General features: G+C 69.3%; 22 protein-coding genes and 1 riboswitch. Of the genes, 12 read left to right on the plus strand and 10 right to left on the minus strand.

Going from position 1 to position 25,531, the window contains the following annotated elements; all coding sequences use genetic code 11:
- Positions 1-66 precede the first annotated feature (66 nt).
- Entirely contained in the window at positions 67-852 is a 786-nt protein-coding gene (gene nagB, locus ABZ848_RS39060; protein ID WP_360839736.1) for a glucosamine-6-phosphate deaminase, read from the plus strand.
- Between the two features lie 98 nt (positions 853-950).
- On the opposite strand, the gene ABZ848_RS39065 is transcribed toward nagB, so the two are convergent.
- From ABZ848_RS39065 to ABZ848_RS39080, 4 genes are all read right to left on the minus strand, one after another.
- Complete coding sequence (locus ABZ848_RS39065; protein ID WP_360839738.1) at positions 951-2,564, minus strand: glycoside hydrolase family 3 protein; 1,614 nt, start codon at positions 2,562-2,564, stop codon at positions 951-953.
- Between the two features lie 8 nt (positions 2,565-2,572).
- Complete coding sequence (locus ABZ848_RS39070) at positions 2,573-3,436, minus strand: carbohydrate ABC transporter permease (protein WP_360839740.1); 864 nt, start codon at positions 3,434-3,436, stop codon at positions 2,573-2,575.
- Entirely contained in the window at positions 3,433-4,422 is a 990-nt protein-coding gene (locus ABZ848_RS39075) for a sugar ABC transporter permease (protein WP_360839741.1), read from the minus strand. Before ABZ848_RS39075 ends, ABZ848_RS39070 begins: the two co-directional genes overlap by 4 nt.
- 87 nt (positions 4,423-4,509) lie before the next feature.
- Positions 4,510-5,790 carry an extracellular solute-binding protein gene (locus ABZ848_RS39080; protein WP_360839743.1) on the minus strand — a complete coding sequence of 427 codons (1,281 nt, stop codon included), beginning with the start codon at positions 5,788-5,790 and terminating at the stop codon, positions 4,510-4,512.
- 306 nt (positions 5,791-6,096) lie between these two features.
- Here ABZ848_RS39080 and ABZ848_RS39085 point away from each other — a divergent pair, with 306 nt between their 5' ends.
- The 10 genes from ABZ848_RS39085 (at position 6,097) to ABZ848_RS39130 (ending at position 18,450) form a co-directional block, all read left to right on the plus strand.
- Complete coding sequence (locus tag ABZ848_RS39085) at positions 6,097-6,861, plus strand: GntR family transcriptional regulator (protein WP_360839744.1); 765 nt, start codon at positions 6,097-6,099, stop codon at positions 6,859-6,861.
- Positions 6,862-6,935: 74 nt separating this feature from the next.
- Entirely contained in the window at positions 6,936-9,074 is a 2,139-nt protein-coding gene (locus ABZ848_RS39090) for a carbon starvation CstA family protein (protein WP_360839745.1), read from the plus strand.
- Positions 9,046-9,246: a YbdD/YjiX family protein gene (locus ABZ848_RS39095; protein WP_360839747.1), complete on the plus strand. Its 201-nt coding sequence runs from the start codon at positions 9,046-9,048 to the stop codon at positions 9,244-9,246. The genes ABZ848_RS39090 and ABZ848_RS39095 overlap by 29 nt, the downstream gene beginning before the upstream one ends.
- Positions 9,247-9,362: 116 nt before the next feature.
- Complete coding sequence (locus ABZ848_RS39100) at positions 9,363-9,626, plus strand: DUF3311 domain-containing protein (RefSeq protein WP_360839749.1); 264 nt, start codon at positions 9,363-9,365, stop codon at positions 9,624-9,626.
- The gene (gene mctP, locus ABZ848_RS39105; RefSeq protein WP_360839750.1) at positions 9,623-11,251 is read left to right on the plus strand and encodes a monocarboxylate uptake permease MctP; all 1,629 of its coding nucleotides are present in this window, start codon (positions 9,623-9,625) and stop codon (positions 11,249-11,251) included. Before ABZ848_RS39100 ends, mctP begins: the two co-directional genes overlap by 4 nt.
- A 107-nt stretch (positions 11,252-11,358) precedes the next feature.
- Entirely contained in the window at positions 11,359-11,862 is a 504-nt protein-coding gene (locus tag ABZ848_RS39110; protein ID WP_360839752.1) for a GNAT family N-acetyltransferase, read from the plus strand.
- Between the two features lie 78 nt (positions 11,863-11,940).
- A riboswitch (cobalamin riboswitch) is annotated at positions 11,941-12,024 on the plus strand.
- A gap of 146 nt (positions 12,025-12,170) precedes the next feature.
- The gene (locus tag ABZ848_RS39115) at positions 12,171-14,522 is read left to right on the plus strand and encodes a ribonucleoside-diphosphate reductase subunit alpha (RefSeq protein WP_360839754.1); all 2,352 of its coding nucleotides are present in this window, start codon (positions 12,171-12,173) and stop codon (positions 14,520-14,522) included.
- Positions 14,522-15,532: a ribonucleotide-diphosphate reductase subunit beta gene (locus tag ABZ848_RS39120; RefSeq protein ID WP_360839756.1), complete on the plus strand. Its 1,011-nt coding sequence runs from the start codon at positions 14,522-14,524 to the stop codon at positions 15,530-15,532. Before ABZ848_RS39115 ends, ABZ848_RS39120 begins: the two co-directional genes overlap by 1 nt.
- A 279-nt stretch (positions 15,533-15,811) precedes the next feature.
- Positions 15,812-17,860, plus strand: a complete 2,049-nt coding sequence (locus tag ABZ848_RS39125; RefSeq protein WP_360839757.1) for a putative Ig domain-containing protein — start codon at positions 15,812-15,814, stop codon at positions 17,858-17,860.
- 119 nt (positions 17,861-17,979) lie between these two features.
- A complete protein-coding gene (locus tag ABZ848_RS39130) occupies positions 17,980-18,450 on the plus strand; it encodes a hypothetical protein (RefSeq protein WP_360839759.1) in 471 nt (156 codons plus the stop codon).
- Here ABZ848_RS39130 and ABZ848_RS39135 read toward each other — a convergent pair.
- Complete coding sequence (locus ABZ848_RS39135) at positions 18,417-18,596, minus strand: hypothetical protein (protein WP_360839760.1); 180 nt, start codon at positions 18,594-18,596, stop codon at positions 18,417-18,419. The genes ABZ848_RS39130 and ABZ848_RS39135 overlap by 34 nt on opposite strands.
- Positions 18,597-18,689: 93 nt before the next feature.
- Here ABZ848_RS39135 and ABZ848_RS39140 point away from each other — a divergent pair, with 93 nt between their 5' ends.
- Positions 18,690-19,655 carry a helix-turn-helix domain-containing protein gene (locus tag ABZ848_RS39140; RefSeq protein ID WP_360839761.1) on the plus strand — a complete coding sequence of 322 codons (966 nt, stop codon included), beginning with the start codon at positions 18,690-18,692 and terminating at the stop codon, positions 19,653-19,655.
- 1 nt (position 19,656) lies between these two features.
- Here ABZ848_RS39140 and ABZ848_RS39145 read toward each other — a convergent pair whose 3' ends face one another.
- The 5 genes from ABZ848_RS39145 to ABZ848_RS39165 all read right to left on the minus strand — a co-directional run bounded on the left by ABZ848_RS39145 (position 19,657) and on the right by ABZ848_RS39165 (position 25,488).
- Positions 19,657-21,048, minus strand: coding sequence for a cytochrome P450 (locus tag ABZ848_RS39145; RefSeq protein WP_360839763.1), 1,392 nt, complete (start codon positions 21,046-21,048; stop codon positions 19,657-19,659).
- Positions 21,045-22,130: an epi-isozizaene synthase gene (gene cyc1 / locus ABZ848_RS39150; protein ID WP_360839856.1), complete on the minus strand. Its 1,086-nt coding sequence runs from the start codon at positions 22,128-22,130 to the stop codon at positions 21,045-21,047. Before cyc1 ends, ABZ848_RS39145 begins: the two co-directional genes overlap by 4 nt.
- 300 nt (positions 22,131-22,430) lie before the next feature.
- Positions 22,431-23,081 (minus strand): peptide deformylase, encoded by a 651-nt coding sequence (gene def / locus ABZ848_RS39155; RefSeq protein WP_360839765.1) that lies wholly within the window; start codon positions 23,079-23,081, stop codon positions 22,431-22,433.
- A 61-nt stretch (positions 23,082-23,142) separates the two neighbouring features.
- A complete protein-coding gene (locus tag ABZ848_RS39160; protein WP_360839767.1) occupies positions 23,143-24,123 on the minus strand; it encodes a hypothetical protein in 981 nt (326 codons plus the stop codon).
- Positions 24,124-24,231: 108 nt separating this feature from the next.
- Complete coding sequence (locus tag ABZ848_RS39165) at positions 24,232-25,488, minus strand: HD domain-containing protein (protein ID WP_360839769.1); 1,257 nt, start codon at positions 25,486-25,488, stop codon at positions 24,232-24,234.
- Positions 25,489-25,531 lie beyond the last annotated feature (43 nt).

Here is a 25,531-nt window from a genome sequence, read left to right on the forward strand (position 1 = left end):
GGCGTCAGGGGGCGCCTCTGTTAGATTGGTCTAAACCACATAGCCCTTCAGATCGGCAGGCCCAGCGTGGAAGTTGTGATCGTTCCGGACGCCAAGTCGGGCGGCGAGCTCATCGCCGAGGCAATGGCACGGCTCCTGCGGCGCAAGCCGGACGCGTTGCTCGGAGTGGCCACCGGGTCGACCCCGCTGCCCATTTACGAGGCGCTGGCGGCGAAGGTGCGGTCCGGGGCCGTGGACGCCTCGCGGGCGCGGATCGCTCAGCTCGACGAGTACGTGGGGCTGCCGGCCGAGCATCCGGAGTCGTACCGGTCGGTGCTGCGGCGGGAGGTGCTGGAGCCGCTCGGGATCGGGATGGACGCGTTCATGGGGCCGGACGGGACGGCGGCGGACGTGCAGGGGGCGTGCGAGGCGTATGACGCGGCGCTCGGGGAAGCGGGCGGGGTGGATCTGCAGCTGCTCGGGATCGGGACGGACGGGCACATCGGGTTCAACGAGCCGTGTTCCTCGCTGGCCTCGCGGACGCGGATCAAGACGCTGACCGAGCAGACCCGGGTGGACAACGCGCGGTTCTTCGAGGGCGACATCGACCAGGTGCCGCATCACGTGATCACTCAGGGGATCGGGACGATTCTCGAGGCTCGGCATCTGGTGCTGCTGGCGACGGGTGAGGGGAAGGCCGACGCGGTCGCGGCGACGGTCGAGGGGCCGGTGGCCGCGGTGTGTCCGGCGTCGGCGTTGCAGTTGCATCCGCATGCGACGGTGGTTGTCGATGAGGGGGCTGCTTCGAAGTTGAAGCTGGCGGACTACTTCCGGCACACGTTCGTCAACAAGCCGGAGTGGCAGGGGATTTAGCGGGCTTGTCTGCCGGGATCGGTACACAGCCCCACACCCCTTGGTGCACCGCAGGCGCCGGCCCCTGGATGGGACCGGCGCCTGCGTCGTCGTAACAGCTACTCCCCCGCGATGACCTCCGCCGCCGCCCTTCCGCACACCCTCGCCGCGCCGTGGGTGGCGATGTGGAGGGCGCCTCGGGTCGGCGACTGGGGCAGGCCCATTTCGATGATGATGGTGTCGGGGCGGGTGCGGAGGAGGGTGTCCAGGGCCTTGGTCATCCAGGCGTGGCGGTGTTCGTCGCGGACCACGGCCACGATGCGGCGGGGGCCCGCCGCGGCCAGGGCGGCCATGCCCGCGTCGTCGCCCGTGAAGGTGCCGGTCTCCGTGCCGGGGAGCAGGCGGGAGAGTTCCGCGGCCACGCCCCAGGGGGTCTCGTCGCCCACCGCGATGTTGGCCATGGGGGTGAAGGCGGCGACGTAGGGCGGTTCGGTGAGCGGGGTGAAGCCGTCCAGGCCGCCGCCCGGGCCGCCGTCCGGGCCGGTGATCCGCAAGGCCCGCCGCGCCGCACGCAGACCGACCTCGTCATCGACGGGCACACCGGCGCCGCGCTTCCCACCGCCCTCAGCCGCAGCAGCCCCGGCAGCCCCGGCTCCAGCCGAAGCCGCCGCAGCCCCAGCCGAAGCCTCCGCTCCCCCGGCCAGCCTCGCCGCGCCCGCCGCCTCGGCCGTCCAGCGAGCCAACGCCCGTACCCGTTCCGCCGCCTCCGCGAGGCGTTCCTCCGGGAGTTCGCCCGTGCGGACCGCCGCGACCAGGGCGTCGCGCAGGCGGCGTACCGTCTCCTCGTCCGAGAGGCCGCCGCCCACGCAGATCGCGTCCGCGCCGGCGGCGATCGCGAGGACGCTGCCGCGTTCGATGCCGTAGGTCGCTGCGATGGCCTGCATCTCCATGCCGTCGGTGACGATCAGGCCGTCGTAGCCGAGTTCGCCGCGCAGCAGTTCGGTGAGGATGCGGTGGGACAGGGTCGCCGGGTGGTCCGGGTCCAGGGCCGGGACCAGGATGTGCGCGGTCATGATCGCCCGGCTGCCGGCGGCGATCGCCGCGCGGAACGGCGGCAGTTCGCGGTCGGCGAGGATCTCGGGCGTCGCGTCGATGCGCGGCATCGCGTGGTGGGAGTCGACCGCCGTGTCGCCGTGGCCGGGGAAGTGCTTGGTGCAGGCGGCCACGCCGGCGGACTGGAGGCCGGTGACGTAGGCCGCGGTGTGGCGGGCGACCAGGTCCGGGGTGGCGCCGAAGGAGCGCACGCCGATGACCGGGTTGGCGGGGTTGGAGTTCACGTCGGCCGAGGGGGCCCAGTTGAAGTTCACACCGCAGGCCGCCAGGCGGCGGCCGAGTTCCGCGGCGACCTCGCGCGTCAGCTCGGCGTCGTCCACCGCGCCCAGCGCGTTGTTGCCGGGGAAGGACGAGCCGGTGCGCACCTCCAGGCGGGTGACATCGCCGCCCTCCTCGTCGATGGCGACCAGGACGTCGTCCCGCTCGGCGCGCAACTGGGCGGTCAGCGCCGCCACTTGCTCGGGCGTGGCGATGTTGCGGCCGAACAGGCCGACCGAGGCGAGGCCCTCGCCGAGGCGGCGCAGCAGCCAGTCGGGGGCCGTGGTGCCGGTGAAGCCAGGCTGCAGGACCGTCAGGGCGTCGCGGGTGAGGGTGTCGGTGCCGCTGGCGAATGTCGTCATCGGTCGCGTTATCCCTTCACGGCGCCGGCGGTGAGACCCGCGGCCATCTTGCGCTGGACGAGCAGGAACAGGACGACGATCGGCACCGCCATCATCGTGGCACCGGCCATCATCGGCGCGTATTCCGTGCCGTGCTTGGTGGTGAAGTTGCCGAGCCAGACGGTCGCCGTCTGGTTCTCCTGGCTCAGCAGCATCAGGGCGTAGAGGTACTCGTTCCACGCCTGGATGAAGGCGTAGACCGAGGTGGCGACCATGCCGGGAGCGAGCAGCGGGAAGACCACGCGGATGAAGGCGCCGGTGCGGGAGCAGCCGTCGACCATCGCCGCCTCCTCCAGCTCCTTCGGGATGTTGACGATGAAGCCGCGCAGGGTCCACACCGTGAACGGGAGAATGAAGGTCAGGTACGTGATGATCAGGCCCGAGAGCTTGTCGTACTGGCCCAGGTCGTTCAGGAGCAGGAAGACCGGGATGATCATCGCGACCAGCGGGACCATCTGCACCGCGAGGATGCCGACGATCACGATCTTGCGGCCGCGGAAGGCGAACCGGGAGATGGCGAGCGCGGCCAGCATGCCGACGACGATGCCGATCGCGACGACCGTCAGCGACACGATGAGGCTGCGGCCGACCGGGCCCCAGAAGTCGGCGATGTCCAGCGCCCGGCGGAAGTTGGAGAGGGTGAAGCCCGTGGGCAGCAGACTCGGGTCCGGGTCGATGGCGTCCTTGGCCGGCTTGAAGGCCGTGTTGAGCATCCAGTAGACCGGGAAGCCGGCGGCCAGGAAGACCAGGAGACCGAGCAGGTTCCAGCCGAGCTTGGACTTGCGGCGCCGCGAGCTGCTCCCGGTGGTCGCCACCGCGTTCATGATGGTCATTCGACCTCTCCGATCTTCAGCATCTGCCGCATGTACACCGCGACCACACCCAGCAGCAGTACGACGGTGATCAGGGCGATCGCCGAGCCCTGCGCGTAGTCGTTGACGACGAAGGCGCGGTCGTAGGAGTAGGTGGTCAGGAGCTGGAACTCCTGCTCGGGATGGCCGTTGCGCATCACGAAGACCTGCGGGAAGACGCCCATGTCCCAGATGACCGACAGGGTCGTGAGCATCACGACGATCGGCTTGAGGATGGGCAGGGTGACGTACCGGAAGACGCCCCAGGCGCCCGCGCCGTCGAGGCGGGCCGCCTCCTCCAGCTCGGCGGGGACCTGGGTGAGTCCGGCGCTGAGGGTGATCACGACGAAGGGCACGGCGCCCCAGACCACCAGCAGCATGATGACGGCGAGACCCTGTGGGCCGCTCGCGAACCAGTTGTGGCCGATCAGGTCCACGCCCGGCAGCTTGCTGAGCAGCGCGTTGAGGATGCCGTAGTCCGCGTCGAACAGCCACTTGAAGACCGTGGTGGCGACGATGATCGGCATGCCCCAGCTGGCCACGAGCGCGATGTTGACGAGGGTCTTCACCCAGCCGGAGACCCGCTGCAGCAGCAGCGCGATCAGCATGCCGGCGACCATCGTGAAGATCACGCAGCTGGCCGCGAAGACGATCGTACGGACGACGACCTGCCAGAACTCGCTGTCGCTGAGCACGTTGCTGAAGTTGTCGAAGCCCACCGACTCGGCCGGCTGGAAGCCCCACAGCTGGGACTGCCCGAACTTCTGGAAGGACAGCGTGACAAGGCGGACCAGCGGATAGCCCATGACCAGGGCGAGGATCGCCAGACAGGGTGCGAGCAGCAGCCACGGCGTGGCCGCGCCGCCCGAAGTCCGGCCTCTGCGTGGCCTGATCGGGGCGGCCGGTGGTGGCGGCGCCTGACGCGGGGGCGGCACCTTGGCGGGTGTGGTCGTGTCTGCGGCACTCATCGCGCGCTCCTCAGCGGTCCCTCTGGTCGTACGAGGAGCAGGGCCCCGTCCTCCGCGAAGGAGGCCGTACGGGGCCCTGCTCGTAGGTCACTTGGTGTTGATGACCTTGTCGATCGCGGCGTCCGCTTCCTTCGCGGCGGCCTCGACCGTCTCCTTGCCGGTGCCGATGTTCTGCAGCATCGTCTGCAGGACCTGGGCCTTCTCGACCTGGCCCCAGCCGGGCGCCATCGGGACGAACCAGTTGGACTCGGCCGCGGTGGCCGGGACCGCCGTCGCGGGGTCGTTCTTCAGGGTCGCGAGGTCGGTCTTGTTGTTGGGCAGGTTGCCCTTGGCCATCAGGCCCTTCTGGCCGGAGGGGCCGGTGAAGGCGTTGATCCACTCGGCGGCGACGCCCTGCGCCTTGGACTTGACCGGGATCGCGAGGTCCGAACCGCCCAGGAAGACGGGCATGTTCTTGCCGGACGGACCCGGCATCACGAAGTTCTCGAGGTTGTCCTTGAGCTTGCCGGTCTTGTCGTTCTTCGGGTCGGCCGCGGTCGCGCCCTCCCACGCGGCGCCGAAGATCATGCCGGACTTGCCCTGGCCGTAGACGATGTAACGGTCGGACTCGTCCTTGGTCTTGTCACCGTGCATGTACTTGTCGATGACGTTCTTGAACTCGGTCAGGCCCTTGATGGACTCCGGCGAGGACAGGTTGCCCTTCCACTGACCGCCCGACTCGGTGGCGATGGAGCCGCCGGCGTCGTAGACGAAGGACATGGCCGCGTACCAGTCACGGGTGGGCTGGTACCAGGCGGAGAACTTGTTCCCCTCCTTCTTCTGCACCTTGTCCAGGGCCGCGGTGAGCTCGGCGTACGTCGTCGGCGCGGTCTTGACGCCGACCGAGGCGAAGAGGTCCTTGCGCCAGTTGGCGACGCGACCACCGGCGTAGTACGGGACGCCGTAGGTCTTGCCCTGGTAGGTCACGGAGGCCTTGAGGCCGTCGAGCCAGGCGGAGGAGTTGGTGAACTTCGAGGCGTCCACGGGGGCGAAGGCGCCCTTGACCATGTAGCTGAGCATCTCGGTGTTGCCCATCTCGACCACGTCCGGCGCCTTGTCGGTGGCGAGGACCGCGTCGAGCTTGGTGTTCTTGTCCGGCCAGCCGTAGTACTCGTGCTTGATCTTGATGCCGGGGTGGGCCTTCTGGACGGCCGCGTCGGCCGCCTTCACCAGGTTCGGCCAGTTGTTCTGAGCGTCCACGGTCAGCCAGACCGTCAGTTCCTTGGCGTCGGCGCCCCCGCCCGACGAACCGTTGTCCTTGCCCCCGCACGCCGCGATGGAGACCATCATGCCCGCGATACCGATCGCGGCTATGAGCTTGCGCTTCACGCCACCCTCCTCAGGGATGCCCACACCTCCCCGCTCATGCGCCGGGACCTGAACCAATGGTGTAGACCAGTACGGGGAGCTTGGACCAGACCACGAAGCCTGTCAAGAGTCCTCGAAACGGCCCTGACCAGCCGTTATGCGACCTACATATGCAGGAACCTTTAAGTAAGAAGCCAGCGAAAACAGCACCGCCGGAGTAATCTCGTCCGCTAGACCACTTGGCCCCGTGGACTAGACCAACAGAAGCGGCGACGGTATACAGAAGGATCACGATGTGACCCGCATCCGGAGCCGGGAAGGCAGAGCATGAGCAGCGACGTCAGCAGTGCGGACAACGAGGGCGGCGCAGGCGTCCGTACCGCGCGCGTGCCCAAGTACTACCGCCTGAAGAAACACCTGCTCGACATGACGGAGACCCAGTCGCCCGGCACCCCGGTACCGCCCGAGCGCACCCTCGCCGCCGAGTTCGACACCTCCCGCACGACCGTGCGCCAGGCGCTCCAGGAGCTGGTCGTCGAGGGACGCCTCGAACGCATCCAGGGCAAGGGCACGTTCGTCGCCAAGCCGAAGGTGTCGCAGGCGCTGCAACTCACCTCTTACACCGAGGACATGCGGGCCCAGGGCCTCGAACCCACCTCACAGCTCCTGGACATCGGCTACATCACCGCCGACGATCGCCTCGCCGAACTCCTCGACATCACGGCCGGCGGCCGGGTCCTGCGCATCGAGCGCCTCCGCATGGCCAACGCGGAACCGATGGCCATCGAGACCACCCACCTCAGCGCCAAGCGCTTCCCGGCCCTGCGCCGCTCGCTGGTCAAGTACACGTCCCTCTACACGGCGTTGGCCGAGGTCTACGACGTCCACCTCGCCGAGGCCGAGGAGACCATCGAGACCTCCCTGGCCACCCCGCGCGAGGCGGGCCTCCTCGGCACGGACGTGGGCCTGCCGATGCTGATGCTCTCCCGGCACTCGTACGACAGGACGGGCGAACCGGTGGAGTGGGTGCGCTCGGTGTACCGGGGGGACCGCTACAAGTTCGTGGCACGGCTGAAGCGGCCTGCCGAGTAGTGCAGCCGGTGTAGCGCAACCACGCTTCCTGCTCTACGGTCCTCCCGTCTCCGTATGGACGGGAGGACCTCGCTGTGCGTACCGCGAACGTCCGCACCATCGTCATCTGGACCCTCGTCGCGCTGATCGGCGCCACCGGCTGGGCCGTCCTGGCACTGGCCCGGGGCGAGGACGTCTCGGCCGCCTGGATGGTGGCGGCCGCCCTCGGCTCGTACGCGATCGGCTACCGCTTCTACGCGAAGTTCATCGCGAACAGGGTGCTGAAGGTCGACGGCACCCGGGCCACCCCGGCCGAACGCCTCGACAACGGCATCGACTTCCACCCCACCGACCGCCGTGTACTGCTCGGCCACCACTTCGCGGCGATCGCCGGCGCCGGCCCGCTCGTCGGCCCCGTGCTCGCCGCGCAGATGGGATACCTGCCCGGCACCATCTGGATCATCGCGGGGGTGATCTTCGCCGGGGCCGTGCAGGACATGGTCGTGCTGTTCTTCTCGACCCGGCGCGACGGCCGCTCCCTGGGCCAGATGGCCCGCGAGGAGATCGGCCCCTTCGGCGGCGCGGCGGCGCTGATCGCCGCCTTCGCCATCATGATCATCCTGCTCGGCGTGCTGGCACTGGTCGTCGTCAACGCCCTCGCCGCCTCCCCCTGGGGCACCTTCTCCATCGCGATGACCATCCCGATCGCCCTGCTGATGGGCTTCTACCTACGGGTACTCCGCCCCGGCCGGGTCGCCGAGGTCTCGCTGATCGGCGTGGCGCTCCTGCTGCTCGCCCTCGTCGCCGGCCGCTGGGTCGCCGAGTCGTCCTGGGCGGACGCGTTCACGCTGGCGCCCTCGACACTGGTCGTCTGGCTGGTGGCGTACGGCTTCATCGCCTCGATCCTGCCGGTGTGGATGCTCCTCGCACCCCGCGACTACCTCTCCACCTTCATGAAGATCGGCACGATCGCCCTGCTGGCACTGGGCGTTGTGATCGCGCTGCCGACGCTGAAGATGGACGCGGTCACGGACTTCGCCTCGCGCGGCGACGGCCCGGTCTTCGCCGGCTCCCTCTTCCCCTTCGTGTTCATCACCATCGCCTGCGGGGCGCTGTCCGGCTTCCACTCGCTCATATCGAGCGGTACGACGCCGAAGATGATCCAGAAGGAGACGCAGGTCCGCATGATCGGCTACGGCTCCATGCTGATGGAGTCGTCGGTCGCGATCATGGCGCTGGTCGCGGCGAGCATCATCGACCCGGGCCTGTACTTCGCGATGAACGCGCCGGCCGGCGTGATCGGCACCACCGTGGACAACGCCTCGCAGGTGGTGACCGGTTGGGGCTACCACATCTCCCCCGCCGACCTCGCGCAGGCCGCCAAGAACGTCGAGGAGTCGACCCTGCTGTCCCGCACCGGCGGCGCGCCCACCCTCGCGATCGGCGTCTCGGAGATCTTCTCCAAGGTCACCGGCGGGAGCCTGCGCGCCTTCTGGTACCACTTCGCGATCATGTTCGAGGCACTGTTCATCCTCACCGCGATCGACGCGGGCACCCGGGTGGGCCGGTTCATGCTCCAGGACACGCTGGGCAACATCATCCGGCCGTTCAAGAACGTGAGTTGGAAGCCCGGCCTGGTCATCACCAGCGGGATCGTCTGCGCCCTGTGGGGCTACTTCCTCTGGGTCGGCGTGCACGAGCCGCTCGGTGGGATCAACCAGCTCTTCCCGATCTTCGGCATCTCCAACCAGCTCCTCGCAGCCGTCGCCCTGGCCGTCTGCACGACCCTGCTGGTGAAGTCCGGACGCCTCAAGTGGGCCTGGATCACGGGGATTCCGCTCGCCTGGGACGCCACGGTCACGCTGACCGCCAGCTACCAGAAGGTGTTCTCCAGCGACCCCAAGGTCGGCTTCTTCAAGCAGCGTTCGGTCTTCCAGGACGCGATCGACGCCGGGAAGGTGCTGCCACCGGCCAAGAACATGGACGACATGCACACCGTGGTCACCAACTCCACGGTGGACGGCGTACTTTCGGCCGTTCTCGCGGTCCTGATCGTCGTCGTCATCGCGGACGCGCTGCGCGTCTGCGTCCGCCATGTCCGCCGCCCCGCCCTGTCCACGCTGAGCGAGGCACCGTACGTCGAGTCCCGGATCACCGCACCGGCCGGGCTGATCCCGACCCGGGAGGAGAAGGAGGAGGCCCACCATGCGGTCGGCGCTGGTTCGGGCGGCTAGGAGTGTGCGCTGGTACGTGCGTGAGCTGACCGACGAGTCGGCGTACGACCGGTACGTGGCGCACGTACGAAAGGACCATCCACAGGCCGAAGTTCCGTCCCGGCGCGAGTTCGAGCGGATGCGGACCGACCGGCAGGAGGAGGATCCGCGGCAGGGGTTCCGCTGCTGTTGAGCACCTTCACAGAATCGACATACCGATATGCGGATGAGGTCTTCCGCTCACGCGACACCGTGACCTAGATTGCCTGCGCGTTACACAGGTGATCAGTGAGGGGACGGAGCCGCGGTATGTCTGAAGTGCCTGAAGTGAGACCACCGTTGGTGACACCGGTCCGGGTGGTCATCGCCGTCTGCCTGATCGCGCCCTTCGTGGCGATGCTCTGGGTCGGCTCGTACGCCAAGACGGACCCGGCGTTCATCGGCATCCCGTTCTTCTACTGGTACCAGATGCTGTGGGTGCTGATCTCCACGGCGCTGACCATGACCGCGTACCAGCTGTGGCAGCGTGACCAGCGCGCCCGCGCTTCCGAGAAGGGCGGTGCGTCGCAGTGAAGGACGGCGTGAACGGCGTCGCGCTCGGCGTCTTCATCTTCTTCTTCCTGGCCGTGACGGTCATGGGCTTCCTGGCGGCGCGCTGGCGCAAGGCCGAGCACGAAGCAAGTGCTGCGAGCCTCGACGAATGGGGGCTGGGCGGACGGTCGTTCGGCACCTGGATCACCTGGTTCCTGCTCGGCGGCGACCTGTACACGGCGTACACCTTCGTCGCCGTACCGGCGGCGATCTACGCGGCGGGCGCGGCCGGCTTCTTCGCGGTGCCGTACACGATCCTGGTGTACCCGCTGATCTTCACCTTCCTGCCCCGGCTGTGGTCGGTCTCGCACCGCCACGGGTACGTCACCACCTCCGACTTCGTGCGCGGGCGCTTCGGCTCGAAGGGGCTGTCGCTGGCGGTGGCGGTCACCGGCATCCTGGCGACGATGCCGTACATCGCGCTCCAACTGGTCGGCATCCAGGCCGTGCTGGACGTCATGGGCATCGGCGGCGGTACGGACTCCAACTGGTTCGTGAAGGACCTGCCGCTGCTGATCGCCTTCGGCGTGCTGGCCGCGTACACCTACTCGTCGGGCCTGCGGGCGCCCGCGCTGATCGCGTTCGTCAAGGACGCGCTGATCTACATCGTCATCGCGGTGGCGATCATCTACATCCCGATCAAGCTGGGCGGCTTCGACGACATCTTCGCCTCGGCGAACGACAAGTTCACGAAGGCCGGTGCGGGCGCCCTCGTCTCACCCCCGGCGGCCCAATGGACGTACGCCACGCTGGCGTTGGGCTCCGCGCTCGCGCTGTTCATGTACCCGCACTCGATCACCGCGACGCTCTCCTCCAAGAGCCGTGAGGTGATCCGCCGCAACACCACGATCCTGCCGCTGTACTCGCTGATGCTGGGCCTGCTCGCGCTGCTGGGCTTCATGGCGATCAAGAGCGGGGTCGACGTCACCAACCCCCAACTGGCCATCCCCCAGCTCTTCGAGGACATGTTCCCGAGCTGGTTCGCGGGCGTCGCCTTCGCGGCGATCGGCATCGGTGCGCTGGTGCCGGCGGCCATCATGTCGATCGCGGCCGCGAACCTCTTCACCCGCAACATCTACAAGGACTTCATCAAGCCGGACGCGACACCGGAGCAGGAGACCAAGGTCTCCAAGCTGGTCTCGCTGCTGGTGAAGGTCGGCGCGCTGGTCTTCGTCCTGACCATGGACAAGACCGTGGCCATCAACTTCCAGCTCCTGGGCGGCATCTGGATCCTGCAGACCTTCCCGGCGCTGGTCGGCGGCCTGTTCACGCGCTGGTTCCACCGCTGGGCGCTGCTGGCGGGCTGGGCGACGGGCATGATCTACGGCACGATCGCCGCGTACGACGTGGCCTCGCCGACCAACCCCGACCAGAAGCACTTCGGCGGCTCCAACGCGGAGATCCCCGGCATCGGCGAGATCGGCTACATCGGCCTGACGTCGTTCGTCCTGAACGTGCTGGTGACGGTGGTTCTGACCTTCGCCCTGAAGGCGCTGAAGGCCCCGGAGGGCATCGACGAGACCAACCCGCGGGACTACACGGCGGACGCGGGCGACCCGGGCGTGGAGGTGGAGCTCCCGCCGGCCACGGCAGGGGCCTCACACTAGGCGCCCCAAAGGGGCGCGGGGAACTGCGCGACCAGCCACGACGAACCCGCAGCGGGCCGCCGAAAAGCAAGACCATCGGCGGCCCGCTTTCGTGCACACTCGCCCACATGGACATCCTCATCCGGACAGCGAATCCCACCGAATACGAACCGCTCGGCGAGATCACCGCCCAGGCCTACCTCCAGGACGGCCTCCTCGCCTTCGGAGACGAGGACGACTGGTACCTCCGCGAGCTCAACGACGTGGCGAAGCGCGCCGCCCACGCCGAAGTCCTGGTCGCCGTGTCCCACACGGAACTGCTCGGCGGCGTCACCTTCGTCCCCGCCCCCGGCCCCATGGCCGACCTCGCCCGCCCCGGAGAGGCGGAGATCCGCATGCTCGCCGTCGCCCACGCCGCCCGCGGCCGAGGCGCCGGCGAGGCCCTCGTCCGTGCCTGCGTCGACCGCGCGCGAGCCGCCGGGTGCACCGGAGTCGTCCTGTCGACCCAGCACACGATGCACGCCGCCCACCGCATCTACGAACGCCTCGGCTTCCGCCGCGTACCCGGCCGCGACTGGAACCCGATCCCCGGGGACGAGTTCACTCTCCTCACCTACGAGTTGACGCTCTGAGACGACACGCGACACAACATATGGGGTTGCCGTTCTCCCCCGGCACAAGATGTATGCTCATGCTCGCTGTCGCCGCAGGGGAATCCGGTGCGAATCCGGAACTGTCCCGCAACGGTGTACTTGTGCATGCCTTGGGCGTGTACAGGAGTCAGTCCGAGGACCTGCCGACAGTGCGCCCGGCCGCCGTGGCCCGGGTGCCATGACGTCCGGGCCTCGTGGAATGGGCCGGTGGACGCGACGCCGTGCGCGCTCGTGAGCTGCCCCCTGCCCTCCGCAAGGCCCCCGTGCCCAGCGAGGGAGAGCCCCACGTGACCATCGCGCCAGCCGACCCGGCCTCAGCGATCACCCCTGTGGAAGTGGACGGTCCCGGAACCGCGTTGCTGCGGACCCTGACCGAGCTGACCGCCGACCTCCCCGACGCCGACCCCGGCCGGGTCGCCGCCGCCGCTCTCCGCGGCCGCTCGGCGCGGGCCGACGAGTCGGAGCTGCGTGAGCTGGCCACGGAGGCCGCGGCCGGGCTCATCTCCGAGGACCCGGCGTACAGCAGGCTGGCGGCCAGGCTCCTCACCATCTCCGTCGCCGCCGAGGCCGCGTCCCAGGGCGTCACCAGCTTCACCTGCTCGGTGGCCGTCGGCCATCGCGAGGGCCTCATCGCGGACCGCACGGCGGAGTTCGTGCGGGTCCACGCCGACCGCCTCGACGCGCTGATCGACCCTCAGGGCGACGACCGCTTCGGCTACTTCGGCCTGCGTACCCTGCACAGCCGCTACCTGCTCCGGCACCCGATCACCCGCAAGGTCATCGAGACACCCCAGCACTTCATGCTCCGGGTGGCCTCCGGGCTCGCCGAGGACGACACGGTCAGGGCCCTCGACGAAGTCGCCGCGCTCTACGGCCTGATGAGCCGCCTCGACTACCTCCCCTCCTCCCCCACCCTCTTCAACTCCGGCACCCGGCACCCCCAGATGTCGTCCTGCTACCTCCTCGACTCCCCGGTCGACGAGCTGGACTCCATCTACGACCGCTACCACCAGGTCGCCCGGCTCTCCAAGCACGCCGGCGGCATCGGCATCGCCTACTCCCGTGTCCGCAGCCGGGGTTCGCTGATCCGCGGCACCAACGGGCACTCCAACGGCATCGTCCCGTTCCTGAAGACGCTGGACGCGAGCGTCGCCGCCGTGAACCAGGGCGGCCGGCGCAAGGGTGCCGCCGCCGTCTACCTGGAGACCTGGCACTCCGACATCGAGGAGTTCCTGGAGCTGCGCGACAACACCGGCGAGGACGCCCGCCGTACGCACAACCTGAACCTCGCGCACTGGATCCCGGACGAGTTCATGCGCCGGGTGAACGCGGACGCCCAGTGGTCGCTGTTCTCCCCCGCGGACGTGCCCGAGCTGGTGGACCTGTGGGGCGAGGAGTTCGACGCCGCGTACAGGAAGGCCGAAGAGCAGGGGCTCGCGCGCAGGACCATCCCCGCCCGTGACCTGTACGGCCGCATGATGCGCACCCTCGCCCAGACCGGCAACGGCTGGATGACCTTCAAGGACGCCGCCAACCGCACGGCGAACCAGACGGCCGAGCCGGGCCATGTCGTCCACTCCTCCAACCTCTGCACGGAGATCCTGGAGGTCACCGACGACGGGGAAACGGCGGTCTGCAACCTCGGTTCGGTGAACCTGGGTGCCTTTGTCGACACGACGACCGGGGACATCGACTGGGAGCGCCTGGACGGGACGGTCCGTACGGCCGTCACCTTCCTCGACCGCGTGGTCGACATCAACTTCTACCCGACCGAGCAGGCGGGCCGGTCCAACGCCAAGTGGCGTCCCGTCGGCCTCGGCGCGATGGGCCTCCAGGACGTCTTCTTCAAACTGCGGCTGCCCTTCGACTCCCCCGAGGCCAAGGCCCTCTCCACGCGGATCGCCGAGCGGATCATGCTCGCCGCGTACGAGGCCTCCGCCGACCTGGCCGAGCGCAACGGCCCGCTGCCGGCCTGGGACAAGACCCGTACCGCCCGCGGAGTCCTGCACCCCGACCACTACGGCGTCGAGCCGAACTGGCCGGAGCGCTGGGCGGCCCTGCGCGAGCGGATCGCGGCGGTCGGCATGCGCAACAGCCTGCTCCTCGCGATCGCTCCCACCGCCACCATCGCCTCGATCGCCGGCGTCTACGAGTGCATCGAGCCGCAGGTCTCCAACCTCTTCAAGCGCGAGACCCTCTCCGGCGAGTTCCTCCAGGTCAACTCGTACCTGGTGAACGACCTCAAGGAGCTCGGCGTCTGGGACGCCCGCACCCGTGAGGCGCTGCGCGACGCCAACGGCTCGGTGCAGGACTTCGCCTGGATCCCGGCCGAGGTGAAGGCGCTGTACCGCACGGCGTGGGAGATCCCGCAGCGCGGCCTGATCGACATGGCCGCGGCCCGCACGCCCTACCTCGACCAGTCCCAGTCCCTGAACCTGTTCCTGGAGACACCGACCATCGGCAAGCTCTCGTCGATGTACGCGTACGCCTGGAAGCGGGGCCTGAAGACCACGTACTACCTGCGCTCGCGCCCGGCGACCCGCATCGCCCGCGCCGCCCAGGCGACCGTCCCGGTACAGACCGTGGACGCCGTCGCCTGCTCCCTGGAAAACCCCGAGTCCTGCGAGGCCTGCCAGTAATGCCCAGCAACCAGAACCTGCTCGACCCCGGCTTCGAGCTGACGCTGCGCCCCATGCGCTACCCCGACTTCTACGAGCGCTACCGGGACGCCATCAAGAACACCTGGACCGTGGAGGAGGTCGACCTCCACTCGGACGTGGCCGACCTCGCGAAGCTCACGCCCGCCGAACAGCACCTGATCGGCCGCCTGGTGGCCTTCTTCGCGACGGGCGACTCGATCGTCGCGAACAACCTGGTGCTGACGCTGTACAAGCACATCAACTCCCCCGAGGCTCGCCTGTACCTGAGCAGGCAGCTCTTCGAGGAGGCGGTGCACGTCCAGTTCTATCTGACCCTCCTGGACACCTATCTCCCCGACCCGGAGGACCGCGCCGCCGCCTTCGCGGCGGTGGAGAACATCCCCTCCATCCGCGAGAAGGCGCAGTTCTGCTTCAAGTGGATGGACTCGGTGGAGAAGCTGGACCGCCTGGAGTCCAAGGCCGACCGCCGCCGGTTCCTCCTCAACCTCATCTGCTTCGCCGCGTGCATCGAGGGGCTCTTCTTCTACGGCGCCTTCGCCTACGTCTACTGGTTCCGCAGCCGGGGTCTGCTGCACGGTCTCGCGACCGGCACCAACTGGGTGTTCCGCGACGAGACCATGCACATGTCCTTCGCGTTCGACGTGGTCGACACCGTCCGCAAGGAGGAGCCGGAGCTCTTCGACGACCAGCTCCAGCAGCAGGTCACGGACATGCTGCGCGAAGCCGTCGAGGCCGAGCTGCAGTTCGGGCGCGACCTGTGCGGCGACGGGCTGCCGGGCATGAACACCGAGTCGATGCGCCAGTACCTGGAGTGCGTCGCCGACCAGCGCCTCACCCGCCTCGGCTTCGCCCCGGTGTACGGCTCGGAGAACCCCTTCTCCTTCATGGAGTTGCAGGGCGTCCAGGAGCTGACCAACTTCTTCGAGCGCCGCCCGTCCGCGTACCAGGTCGCCGTGGAGGGCACGGTCGACCTCGACGAGGACTTCTAGCCGCCGGGTCCCTGAACCCGCCAGACCCTGGGGCGGCCCATGGAGCTTCCATGGGCCGCCCATGGACCTGCTATGGAGCGGCAAAGTTCTTCCGGGGCATCTGGCTCCGGATCCTCGGCCCCGGCTACGTTCTGGCCGTCCCACCATGTCCACAACACATGCACAGGACACTCAGATGTGTCATGCCCATGACGGCATTGCGCACCGCCGCCGCTACGCGCGTCACAGGCCTGCCACCTGCGTCGAGAACCCCACTCCAACGACGGAGGCAGTACCGCCATGCGTGAGAAGACCGGACGGAGTCTGCGAAGACTCCTGACCACCGCCATACCCGCCCTCGCCCTGGGCCTCGCCGGACTCGTCGCGGCGCCCGCGCACGCGGCACCGGCGGCGACCCACACCACCCGCGTCACCCAGAACGCCAAGGCCCTCACCTCCCCCGACCGGCAGGCCTTCCACTCCACCGGCAAGGCCGGGCAGAAGGTGCCGACCAAGCACCTGTGCGCCACGGCCGCCCCCGGCCAGGCGGCCTGCTTCGCGCAGCGCCGTACCGACATCAAGCAGCGGCTGGCCTCCGCGGTCGCCGCCGCCGCGCCCTCCGGCCTCAGCCCGGCCAACCTGCACAGCGCCTACAACCTGCCCTCAACAGGCGGTTCCGGCCTGACGGTTGCCGTCGTCGACGCCTACAACGACCCCAACGCCGAGTCGGACCTGGCGACTTACCGCTCGCAGTACGGCCTGTCCTCCTGCACCAAGGCCAACGGCTGCTTCAAGCAGGTCAGTCAGACCGGTTCCACGACCTCGCTGCCCTCCAACGACACCGGCTGGGCGGGTGAAGAGGCGCTGGACATCGACATGGTCAGCGCCGTCTGCCCGAACTGCAACATCATCCTCGTCGAGGCCAACTCCGCCACCGACTCCGACCTCGGCACCGCCGAGAACGAGGCCGTGGCCCTCGGCGCCAAGTTCGTGTCCAACAGCTGGGGCGGCGACGAGTCCTCCTCCCAGACCAGCGAGGACACCTCGTACTTCAAGCACCCGGGTGTCGCGATCACCGTCTCCGCGGGTGACTCCGGCTACGGCGCCGAGTACCCGGCGACCTCCCAGTACGTGACCGCCGTCGGCGGCACCGCCCTCTCCACGTCCTCCAACTCCCGCGGCTGGACCGAGTCCGTGTGGAAGACCAGCTCCACCGAGGGCACCGGCTCCGGCTGCTCGGCGTACGACGCGAAGCCGAGCTGGCAGACCGACACCGGCTGCACCAAGCGCATGGAGTCCGACGTCTCGGCCGTCGCCGACCCGGCCACCGGTGTGGCCGTGTACGACACCTACGGCGGCTCCGGCTGGGCGGTCTACGGTGGCACCAGCGCCTCCGCGCCGATCATCGCCGGTGTGTACGCCCTCGCCGGCACCCCGGGCTCCAGCGACTACCCGGCGAAGTACCCGTACTCGCACACCAGCAACCTGTACGACGTCACCAGCGGCAACAACGGCTCCTGCTCGACCTCGTACTTCTGCACCGCCGCCACCGGCTACGACGGCCCGACCGGCTGGGGCACCCCCAACGGCACCACCGCCTTCACCTCCGGCACCACCACCGGCAACACGGTCACCGTCACCAACCCGGGCAGCCAGTCGACGACGACCGGCAGCTCGGTCAGCCTCCAGATCAGCGCGACCGACAGCGCGGGCGCGACCCTGACCTACAGCGCGAGCGGCCTGCCGACCGGCCTGTCCATCAGCAGCTCGACCGGCAAGATCACCGGTACGGCGTCCACCGCGGGCACCTACCAGGTCACGGTCACCGCGACCGACTCCACCGGCGCCTCCGGCTCGGCCTCCTTCAGCTGGACCGTCGGCTCCTCCAGCGGCACCTGCACCTCGGCGCAGCTGCTCGGCAACCCGGGCTTCGAGTCGGGCAACACCACCTGGACCGCGTCCAGCGGGGTCATCACCAACTCCAGCAGCGAGGCGGCCCACGCCGGCTCGTACAAGGCCTGGCTCGACGGGTACGGCTCCACCCACACCGACACGCTCTCCCAGTCGGTGACCGTGCCCAGCGGCTGCAAGGCCACCTTCACCTTCTACCTGCACATCGACACCGCGGAGACCTCCACCAGCACCGCGTACGACAAGCTGACGGTCACCGCCGGTTCGACGACCCTGGCGACGTACTCGAACCTCAACGCCGCTTCCGGCTACGCGCAGAAGTCCTTCGACCTGAGCTCCTACGCGGGCTCGACCGTCACCCTGAAGTTCAGCGGTGTCGAGGACTCCTCGCTCCAGACCAGCTTCGTCGTCGACGACACCGCCGTCACGACCAGCTGACCCCCTGGAAACCGCGAAACCCCCGGGCCCCGGTCGCCGCCTTCGCGGCCGGGGCTCCGGTGTGCTCGGGTGTGGATCCGTTACGACCGGTCACACGTCACAGGGGAGAGGAGGCCCCCATGCGTCGAACGATCCCCCACACGACCGTCGCGCTCGCCGCGCTCACCCTCGTACTGGCCGGCTGCGGCAGCCAGGCCGACAGCGGAAAGGGCGGCGACAGCGGCACCGTGTCGTCCTCCCCCAGCCCCACGGGCACGCCGTCCACGAGCCCCACGGGCTGCACGCCGGCCTCGACGCTCGACGTCCACGACAGCGGCCGTACCGTGTGCCTGGCCGTGGGCGAGACACTGCGGATCAACCTGGACGGGACCGCCAAGCGGCCGTGGAAGCCGGTCTCCGGGAGCGGTTCCGTGCTGGAGGCGACCAACGCCGGGATCGTGCTGCTGCCGGGCGACGCGAACGCCGCGTTCAAGGCGGTCGAGAACGGCAGGACCCGGCTGGAGTCCACGCGGCCGCTGTGTGCCGCCCAGACGGGCCGGGTCTCGTGCCTGGGGATTCAGGAGTGGTGGGTCGCCGTGGTGGTGAAGTAGCGGCGGTGGGCCTGCTGGGCCTTGCGGATCTGGCGGTCGACCCGACGGTCGTGCGCGATGCCGATGATCGACGGGAGGATCAGGAGAACGAGGATTCCGAGAACGGTCAGCATTCCGATCAGCCCTTCGAGGTGTGCCGTATCCATGTACACCACTGTCGCGCTGATAGCTCCTTACAAACAGTGGCAGGACTGCCGTAGACCCTCGAAATACTGCCAACCTTGAGGCACACTGGAAGCATGCTGAAAAACGTCGCCGCCGTCGTGCTGGACGGCGTGAACCCCTTCGAACTGGCCGTCGTCTGCGAGGTGTTCGGCACCGACCGCAGTGACGACGGACTGCCCGAGTACGACTTCGCGGTCGCCTCGGCCGAGGGGCCGGTGCTGAACACCCGCGCGGGCTTCTCCATGCAGGTCGAGCACGGTCTGGAGCGGCTGGAGGAGGCCGATCTCATCGCCGTGCCGGCCGGCGCCCGCTTCGAGTCGCGTGAGTTCCCGCCCGAGCTGCTGGAGTCCCTGCGGCGCGCGGTCGACCGGGGCGCCCGGGTGCTCAGCGTCTGCTCCGGCGTCTTCGTGGTGGCCGCGGCCGGGCTGCTGGACGGCCGGCGCTGTGCCGTGCACTGGCACCACGCGGAGGAACTGGCGCGGGCGTACCCGGGGCTGACCGTCGAGCCCGACGTCCTGTACGTGGACGAGGAGCCGGTGATCACCTCCGCGGGCACCGCCGCCGGCATCGACGCGTGCCTGCACATCGTGCGCAAGGAGCAGGGCCCCGAGGTCGCCAACAAGATCGCCCGGCGGATGGTCGTACCGCCGCACCGGGACGGCGGGCAGGCGCAGTACATCGAGCGGCCGCTGCCGAAGAACTCGTGCGACACCGTCGGCGAGGTGCTGGTGTGGATGGAGCGCCACCTCGACGAGGACGTCACCGTGGAGCAGCTCGCCGAGCGCGCGCACATGTCGCCGCGCACCTTCGCCCGCCGCTTCCAGCAGGAGACCGGGACGACTCCCTACCGCTGGATCCTGCGGCAGCGGGTGCTGCAGGCCCAGCGGCTGCTGGAGGCGACGGACGAGACGGTGGACGCGATCGCCGGCCGGACCGGGTTCGGCAACGCGGCGGCGCTGCGTCACCAGTTCGTGCAGGCGATCGGGACCACCCCGCACGCCTACCGGCGCACGTTCAGGGGGCCGGAGGCGGCCGCCTGACTCACTCGCTCCTGCGTGGGACCGGCCGCAGCCTCAGCGCGCGGGGACGCAGAGTGATGCCGATGCGCGGCCGCGGGTCGGATCCGGGCGCGTGCTCGAACGCGAAGGCGCGGGCCGCCGCCGCGGTGAGCAGCGTCAGCTCGGCCATCGAGAAGTGGTCGGCCGGGCACTTGCGGTTGCCGACGCTGAAGGGCTTCATCGCGTACTTGGGCACCTCCGTGTCCCGCCCCGGCAGCCAGCGGTCGGGGTCGAACTCCTCGTGCCGTTCGAACGAGCGCGGATCGCGCTGTATCGCGTACGGGCTGTACACGATGTCGGCGCCGGCGGGAATGCGGTATCCGCCGAGTTCGGTGTCGGTGACCGCGCGCCGGGTCAATATCCACACGGACGGATACAGGCGCATTGTCTCGACGACGACATTCGCGGTGTACGTCAGCTTCCGCACGTCCCCGAATGCGATCGGCCCGTCCCCCGCGACCGTATTCACCTCGGCCCGGATCTTGTCGGCCAGCTCTGGGCGCTCGGTGAGCACCAGGAGCAGTGAGATGAGCACCGCGCCGACGGTTTCGCTGCCGGCGGTGAGCATGGCGACGACCTGGTCGTGGATCTCCTGATGCCCGATCGGCTCGCCATTCTCGTCCTTCGCCTCCAGCAAAGCCGTCAGCAGATCGTCCGGATTCCGACCGGATGCCCGTCGGTCGGCGACGATCTCGTCCACCAGGAGATGCAAATCGGCCAGCGCCCGGTTGAATTCGCGGTTGGCCGGGAGAGGCAGCCGATAAAGCGGTCCCAGGGGGATCACCATGCGTTGGTACATACCCCTGAACAGGGTGGTGAGGGCGGCGCTGACGCGTTCCGCCCGCTCGTCGGTGCAGCTGCCGCGCATGAGGCAGCTCACCGAGATCCGGACGACCGCCCGGAAGGCCTCGGTGGTCGCGTCGATGGTGCCGGCGGACCGCCAGCGGGCCATGAGCGCGGCGACCTCCTCCTCCATGACGGGTCCGTAGGCGTGGAGGGCGTCCTGCCGGAACGCGGGCTGGATCGTGCGCCGTTGGCGCCGGTGCAGCGGGCCGTTGGCGGTGGCCACGCCCTCCTTGCCGAGCAGGCTCTCCAGGGACTCCCACAGTGGTCCGGCGATGATGTAGTCCGGGCTGAGGGCGATGGCTCCGGTGAGTTCGGGTGTGGTGACGGCGTACACCGCCTTGGGTCCGAGCCTGAGCCGTACGACGTCGCCGTGCTCGCGCAGGCCGGCCAGGAAGGCCAGCGGGTCGCGGACCAGTTTCCAGCCGTGGCCGAGCAGCGGAACCCCGCCGTCGGCGAACGGCGGCTCGACCGGTGCCCCTTCCGGTTCCGCATATATCTGCGGTTCGGACTTCACTGACTCGACGGTCATTTCTCACCTGCCGCTTCGTTGTTGACGTACGGGGGCGTGGACCGGTCGTCCCAACTGTCGACCATGTAACGGCCGGACTCGTGGTGGAACCAGTAGACGGCGGGAAACCAGCCCCGCATGGTTCCGACGCAGTCACGCACGGCGGTGCCGAGTTCTTTTCCGCGCACCGTGCCGTCGTCGAGATCGTCCGCGAACCGCAATGTGCTGCGTTCCACCGCGACGAAATCGGATACGCATTTCAGAATGCGTCGCCTTACTTCGGCGATCGCTTCCTCCAGCGTCATTCCCTCGTGTTTGATGAGACTTATTCCGAGGTTGTGGACCTCGTCGCCCGCCAGTTCCTTCGGGAGCGAGCAGAGGTCGTTGTACCAGGCGGAGAATTCCTGGGTGAGCAGCGCCGCCCGCCGGAATGCCGGATGTTTCCGTACGTGGTCCGGGAGTTCACGTCCTGCGCTCGCCTCCAGCAGGTCGGTCCAGATCCAGTGCGCGAAGGTGAGCCGGCGCAGGGCGAGATAGTCCTCGACGGTCGGGATGATCCCCTCGGTGCGGTTGTGGAACTCCCGGTCGTACGCCTCGATCACCGCGTGGAAGTGCCGGGCGAAGCGCACGTTCCACGTTGCCGACACGAACGAGTACATGCGCACCACGCAGTCCGCGAACGCCGCGACCAGCGGATCGCGGTGGCGCAGGTGCTCGTGCGGGGAGTCCAGGGCCGTGTGCAGGCACAGCCGGAGCCGCTGCCAGGCCTCGGGCCGCCGGTGGACGATGTCGCGGTCGTGCCGGTCGTCCCAGGCGAAGAACCACGCGCTGTAGTCGGCTATCGCCTGCAGTACGTCGTCCGGGGCGCTCGGGTAGCACCCCGCCATGAGGTCGGTGTAGCAAAGCCCGTCGGCATATTCCGCCACCTTCTCCGGCGGCATCAGCCGTTTTTCGAGCAGCCAGGTGCGCGTCTTCTCCTGTAGCCGAGGCCAATACGGGTGCACTTGCCGGGGAAACGCAGCCTCGATCACGGGGAGGGAGAGTGACGGTGGGACCGCGGTCGCGGTCACTGTCGTTGTGGTGCTGTATGGGAAAGCAGGCACGAACAAACCCCTCTCAGCCGCCAGTTGGCGCACACCCCCTTCGCCATACCGGGCGTGCGCCGTTGCGTATCCCCGCACTTTCCATTCAGCACCACAACTGACCGATCTGGGAACGGATTTGCTCCATTCACCACCCCGAGATGCCGAGAATCTCCCCTTGTATGACTGATTATGGATCACTAGACACGCACATGCGATCGAACGTGCGACGGACAGACGAACGGCGCCTGGTCGGGGAGGTGAACCCGAACAGACGCCGTGCGTATGGGAGTTGTGATCGCTCCTGAGGCCCGAGAGGGGTCAGTCGTTGGCGACCACGGGGTAGCGGGGCTCGTTCTCGGCCATCTGCCGCAGCGCGTCCTTGCGCTCGCGCTTGGAGAGCCGGTCGATGTACAGGTAGCCGTACAGATGGTCGGTCTCGTGCTGCAGACACCGGGCGAAGTAGCCGGTGCCGCGGACCTTGATCGGGTTGCCCTTCTCGTCCTGCCCGGTCACCTCGGCGTAGTCGGGGCGGGCCAGCGGCGCGTACGCGGTCGGCACCGACAGACAGCCCTCGTTGCTGTCGTCCAGGCGGCGCTTCTCGGCGGGCAGGTCGACGAGCTTGGGGTTGCAGACGACGCCCACGTGCCGCACGCCCTCGTCGTCACCGCAGTCGTACACGAAGACCTTGAGGTCGACGCCGATCTGGTTGGCGGCCAGGCCCACGCCCTCGGCGGTGCGCTGCGAGGCGAACATGTCCGCGACCAGCTGCTGGAGCTCGTCGCCGAAGTCGGTGACGTCCTTGCACTCCTTGTGCAGCACGGGGTTGCCGACGACCGTGATGGGCCGCGAGATCCCGGCCTCCCGCCAGGCGTTCTCCCGCTCCTCGGCGTCCTGCGTGTCGATGACGAAGCCCTCGTCGTCCACGGGAAGCACGCCCGCGTGCTGCTGATCGGTGTCCTGCTGCGCCATGACCGACGTATGCCTTCCTACAAAACCAGGTGAAGTTGCTGATACAGGGTACGGCGAAGAATCAGCAGACCTCTTCGAGATCCCGCCAGTCACGGGAATCCGGGCTGTCCGCGACCCACCCGTCCAGCAGCCCCCGTACCAGCGAAGCCGGCGCAGCCACCCCGCACTCCCGCTCCGGCACCCACATCTGCCCGTCGGTGCGGTGCCCCAGCGGGCCCGGGTGGCCCGGTTCGCTGTGGTCGTGCGGGTCCAGGTGCTCCCCGTCGCCCTCGTCGGACGGCATCCGCGACTCGGAACACATCCGGCACAGCAGCCGTACGGATGACGACCAGTCCTCGGCCGCGAAGCCCGCGTCCGCCGCGAGCTGCTCCAGCGCGTCCCGGTCCGCCTCGGTCGCGGCCTCCAGGAGGACCACCCAGGTGGGGACCGGCGAGGGCGCCCACAGCTCGATCTCGTCGAAGACGGGGTAGGCGTGCCCGGCGGTGGTCGTCCGCTCACCATGCGGCACCCCGTCGTGCAGCACGACCTCACCCCAGCGCCGCCCGGACGAGGGCAGCGGGATCGACAGCACCTCGATGCGCGCGGGATCCAGCCGCCGCCCCCACACCACCTCGGCCTCCCCCTCCGGGGACAGCCGTACGGCGGCGCTGCCGAGGTCCATGCCCACCGGCTCGCCGGAGGCGGTGACGACGCCCGGCACCCGCAGCCCGTACGCCTGCCAGGCGCGCCGGGCCAGCGGCCAGTCCTGGAGGGCGGTGGCCGCGATGCCGACGTTCCACCAGTCGGGGGCCCCGGTCTCCCGGTCGAGCAGGGCGACGGCGCGCAGCCCGGCCGCGCGGGCCTGCTCCCAGTCGTGCCGGAACTTGTGCAGCAGGGCGAGGTTGAACCAGGACTCGGACAGCCAGGGCTCCAGGTCGGCGGCACGTGTCAGCAGCGCTCCCGCGTCCTCGTACCGGCCGTCGCCGATGAGCGTGAACGCGCGGTCTGTGGCCTGCCGCCAGGAGGCGGAGGGCCGGTGCCGTCCCTTGCCGAAGATCCTCACGATTCCCGCCTGCCAGTTCCGTGGAGTGGGCTGGCTAACACCGCCCCCGGACACCCTCTCATTCGCATCCAACCACGTGCGGCTGGAAGGGCGCTCATTACCCATGGGTTACCCAGCCGAGGGGAGGGTCAGACGGTCCCGGGCGAGGACGCGGGCCAGCGACTCCACGACCTCGGGCGCGTAGTCCCCGGCGGTGGCGAGGCGCAGCTCCTCCAGCGCGGTGAACGGCCCGCCCGGACCGGCGTCCCGCACCTTCTCCTCGTACGCGTTCACGGCCCGTACGATCCGGGCGGCGACCGGCTGCTCCCGGTAGGGGTCGGCCTGCCGCTCCACCACGACGGCGACCGACGGGTCGACCCCGGTCTGCCGTACGACGGCCCCGCCGAGCAGTGCGATCCGGCGCTGCTCCGCTCCGGGCAGTACGGCGGTGGCGCCGGCCGGGACCGGGTCGACCAGGCTGAGCTGACCGATGTCGTGCATGAGGGCGGCGTACTCCAGGACGGTCAGCTCGGGGCGCGTGAGCCCGAGGTCGCGGCCGACGGCACGGCTGAGCTCGGCGACGCGGCGGGCATGGCCGGTCGGGGTGTATCCCGCTATCTCGGTGGCGCGGGCCAGGGAGGCGATGGTCTGGCGGTAGGTGGTGCGCACGGCCGCGTACCGCTTGAAGGACAGCTGGGTCAGCAGCAGCGGCAGCGAGAACACGGGCAGCGCCCAGAGTCCGACGACGGCGACCGCGAGCGCCATGACCGCGCCGGTCGCGCACACCGCCGAGCCGATGCCGAGCAGGGCGCGCAGCTCGTCCCGCAGCAGGGGGCCGAAGGGCCAGCCGGTGCGGGAGTGGGCGAGGGCGGCGGCGAGCACGCAGTCGCACAGGGCGGTGAGGGTGAGCAGCGCGAGCAGCAGCAGGGCGTAGGCCGGGCCGCCCCACTCCTCGAACACACGCCGGTTGTAGAGGGGTTGGAAGCAGACGGCGGCGAATCCGACGGTGAGCACACGCCGGGCGAGATGGTCGAGGACCGGCCCCTGTCCGCGCGCGATGTGCGGCACGCTGCCGAGCAGCGAGGCGGCGAGGACCACGGCGACGACCTGCGCGACCCCGTGCCGGGTGGGCTGCCCGGCATCGGCCCCGAGCAGCGCGTACGACAGCGCGGCGGCGGCCCCGAGCGGAGCGGCCTCCCGCACCCGGGCCCCGGTCCACCGCGTCACCTCCCCGACGGCCACGAGCAGCCCGAAGGCGAGCGCGGTGGGCCGCTCCTGGACGCCACTCCAGAGGGTGAGGGCTAGGCAGACGACGGCGAGGAGACCGGCGCAGGCGTGCACGAGGCCGGTGAGGGTCGGGCGGCGCGGGCTCCGACGTACCGTCATCGGCGGCCTCCCGGCAGCCCACGAACCAGCGGTCCCCCGACCG

Origin of the sequence: Streptomyces sp. NPDC047081 (assembly GCF_040643775.1) — a bacterium.
GTDB lineage: Bacteria > Actinomycetota > Actinomycetes > Streptomycetales > Streptomycetaceae > Streptomyces.

Excerpts from the sequence above, each read along its gene's own strand:
- def (WP_360839765.1), bottom strand. The coding sequence starts at position 23,081 with ATGGCGCAGCAGGACACCGATCAGCAGCACGCGGGCGTGCTTCCCGTG.
- ABZ848_RS39095 (WP_360839747.1), top strand. The coding sequence starts at position 9,046 with ATGCGGTCGGCGCTGGTTCGGGCGGCTAGGAGTGTGCGCTGGTACGTG.
- ABZ848_RS39120 (WP_360839756.1), top strand. The coding sequence starts at position 14,522 with ATGCCCAGCAACCAGAACCTGCTCGACCCCGGCTTCGAGCTGACGCTG.
- ABZ848_RS39140 (WP_360839761.1), top strand. The coding sequence starts at position 18,690 with ATGCTGAAAAACGTCGCCGCCGTCGTGCTGGACGGCGTGAACCCCTTC.
- ABZ848_RS39100 (WP_360839749.1), top strand. The coding sequence starts at position 9,363 with ATGTCTGAAGTGCCTGAAGTGAGACCACCGTTGGTGACACCGGTCCGG.
- ABZ848_RS39135 (WP_360839760.1), bottom strand. The coding sequence starts at position 18,596 with ATGGATACGGCACACCTCGAAGGGCTGATCGGAATGCTGACCGTTCTC.
- ABZ848_RS39110 (WP_360839752.1), top strand. The coding sequence starts at position 11,359 with ATGGACATCCTCATCCGGACAGCGAATCCCACCGAATACGAACCGCTC.
- ABZ848_RS39145 (WP_360839763.1), bottom strand. The coding sequence starts at position 21,048 with ATGACCGTCGAGTCAGTGAAGTCCGAACCGCAGATATATGCGGAACCG.
- ABZ848_RS39075 (WP_360839741.1), bottom strand. The coding sequence starts at position 4,422 with ATGAGTGCCGCAGACACGACCACACCCGCCAAGGTGCCGCCCCCGCGT.
- ABZ848_RS39125 (WP_360839757.1), top strand. The coding sequence starts at position 15,812 with ATGCGTGAGAAGACCGGACGGAGTCTGCGAAGACTCCTGACCACCGCC.
- ABZ848_RS39165 (WP_360839769.1), bottom strand. The coding sequence starts at position 25,488 with ATGACGGTACGTCGGAGCCCGCGCCGCCCGACCCTCACCGGCCTCGTG.
- ABZ848_RS39065 (WP_360839738.1), bottom strand. The coding sequence starts at position 2,564 with ATGACGACATTCGCCAGCGGCACCGACACCCTCACCCGCGACGCCCTG.
- ABZ848_RS39130 (WP_360839759.1), top strand. The coding sequence starts at position 17,980 with ATGCGTCGAACGATCCCCCACACGACCGTCGCGCTCGCCGCGCTCACC.
- ABZ848_RS39085 (WP_360839744.1), top strand. The coding sequence starts at position 6,097 with ATGAGCAGCGACGTCAGCAGTGCGGACAACGAGGGCGGCGCAGGCGTC.
- ABZ848_RS39070 (WP_360839740.1), bottom strand. The coding sequence starts at position 3,436 with ATGACCATCATGAACGCGGTGGCGACCACCGGGAGCAGCTCGCGGCGC.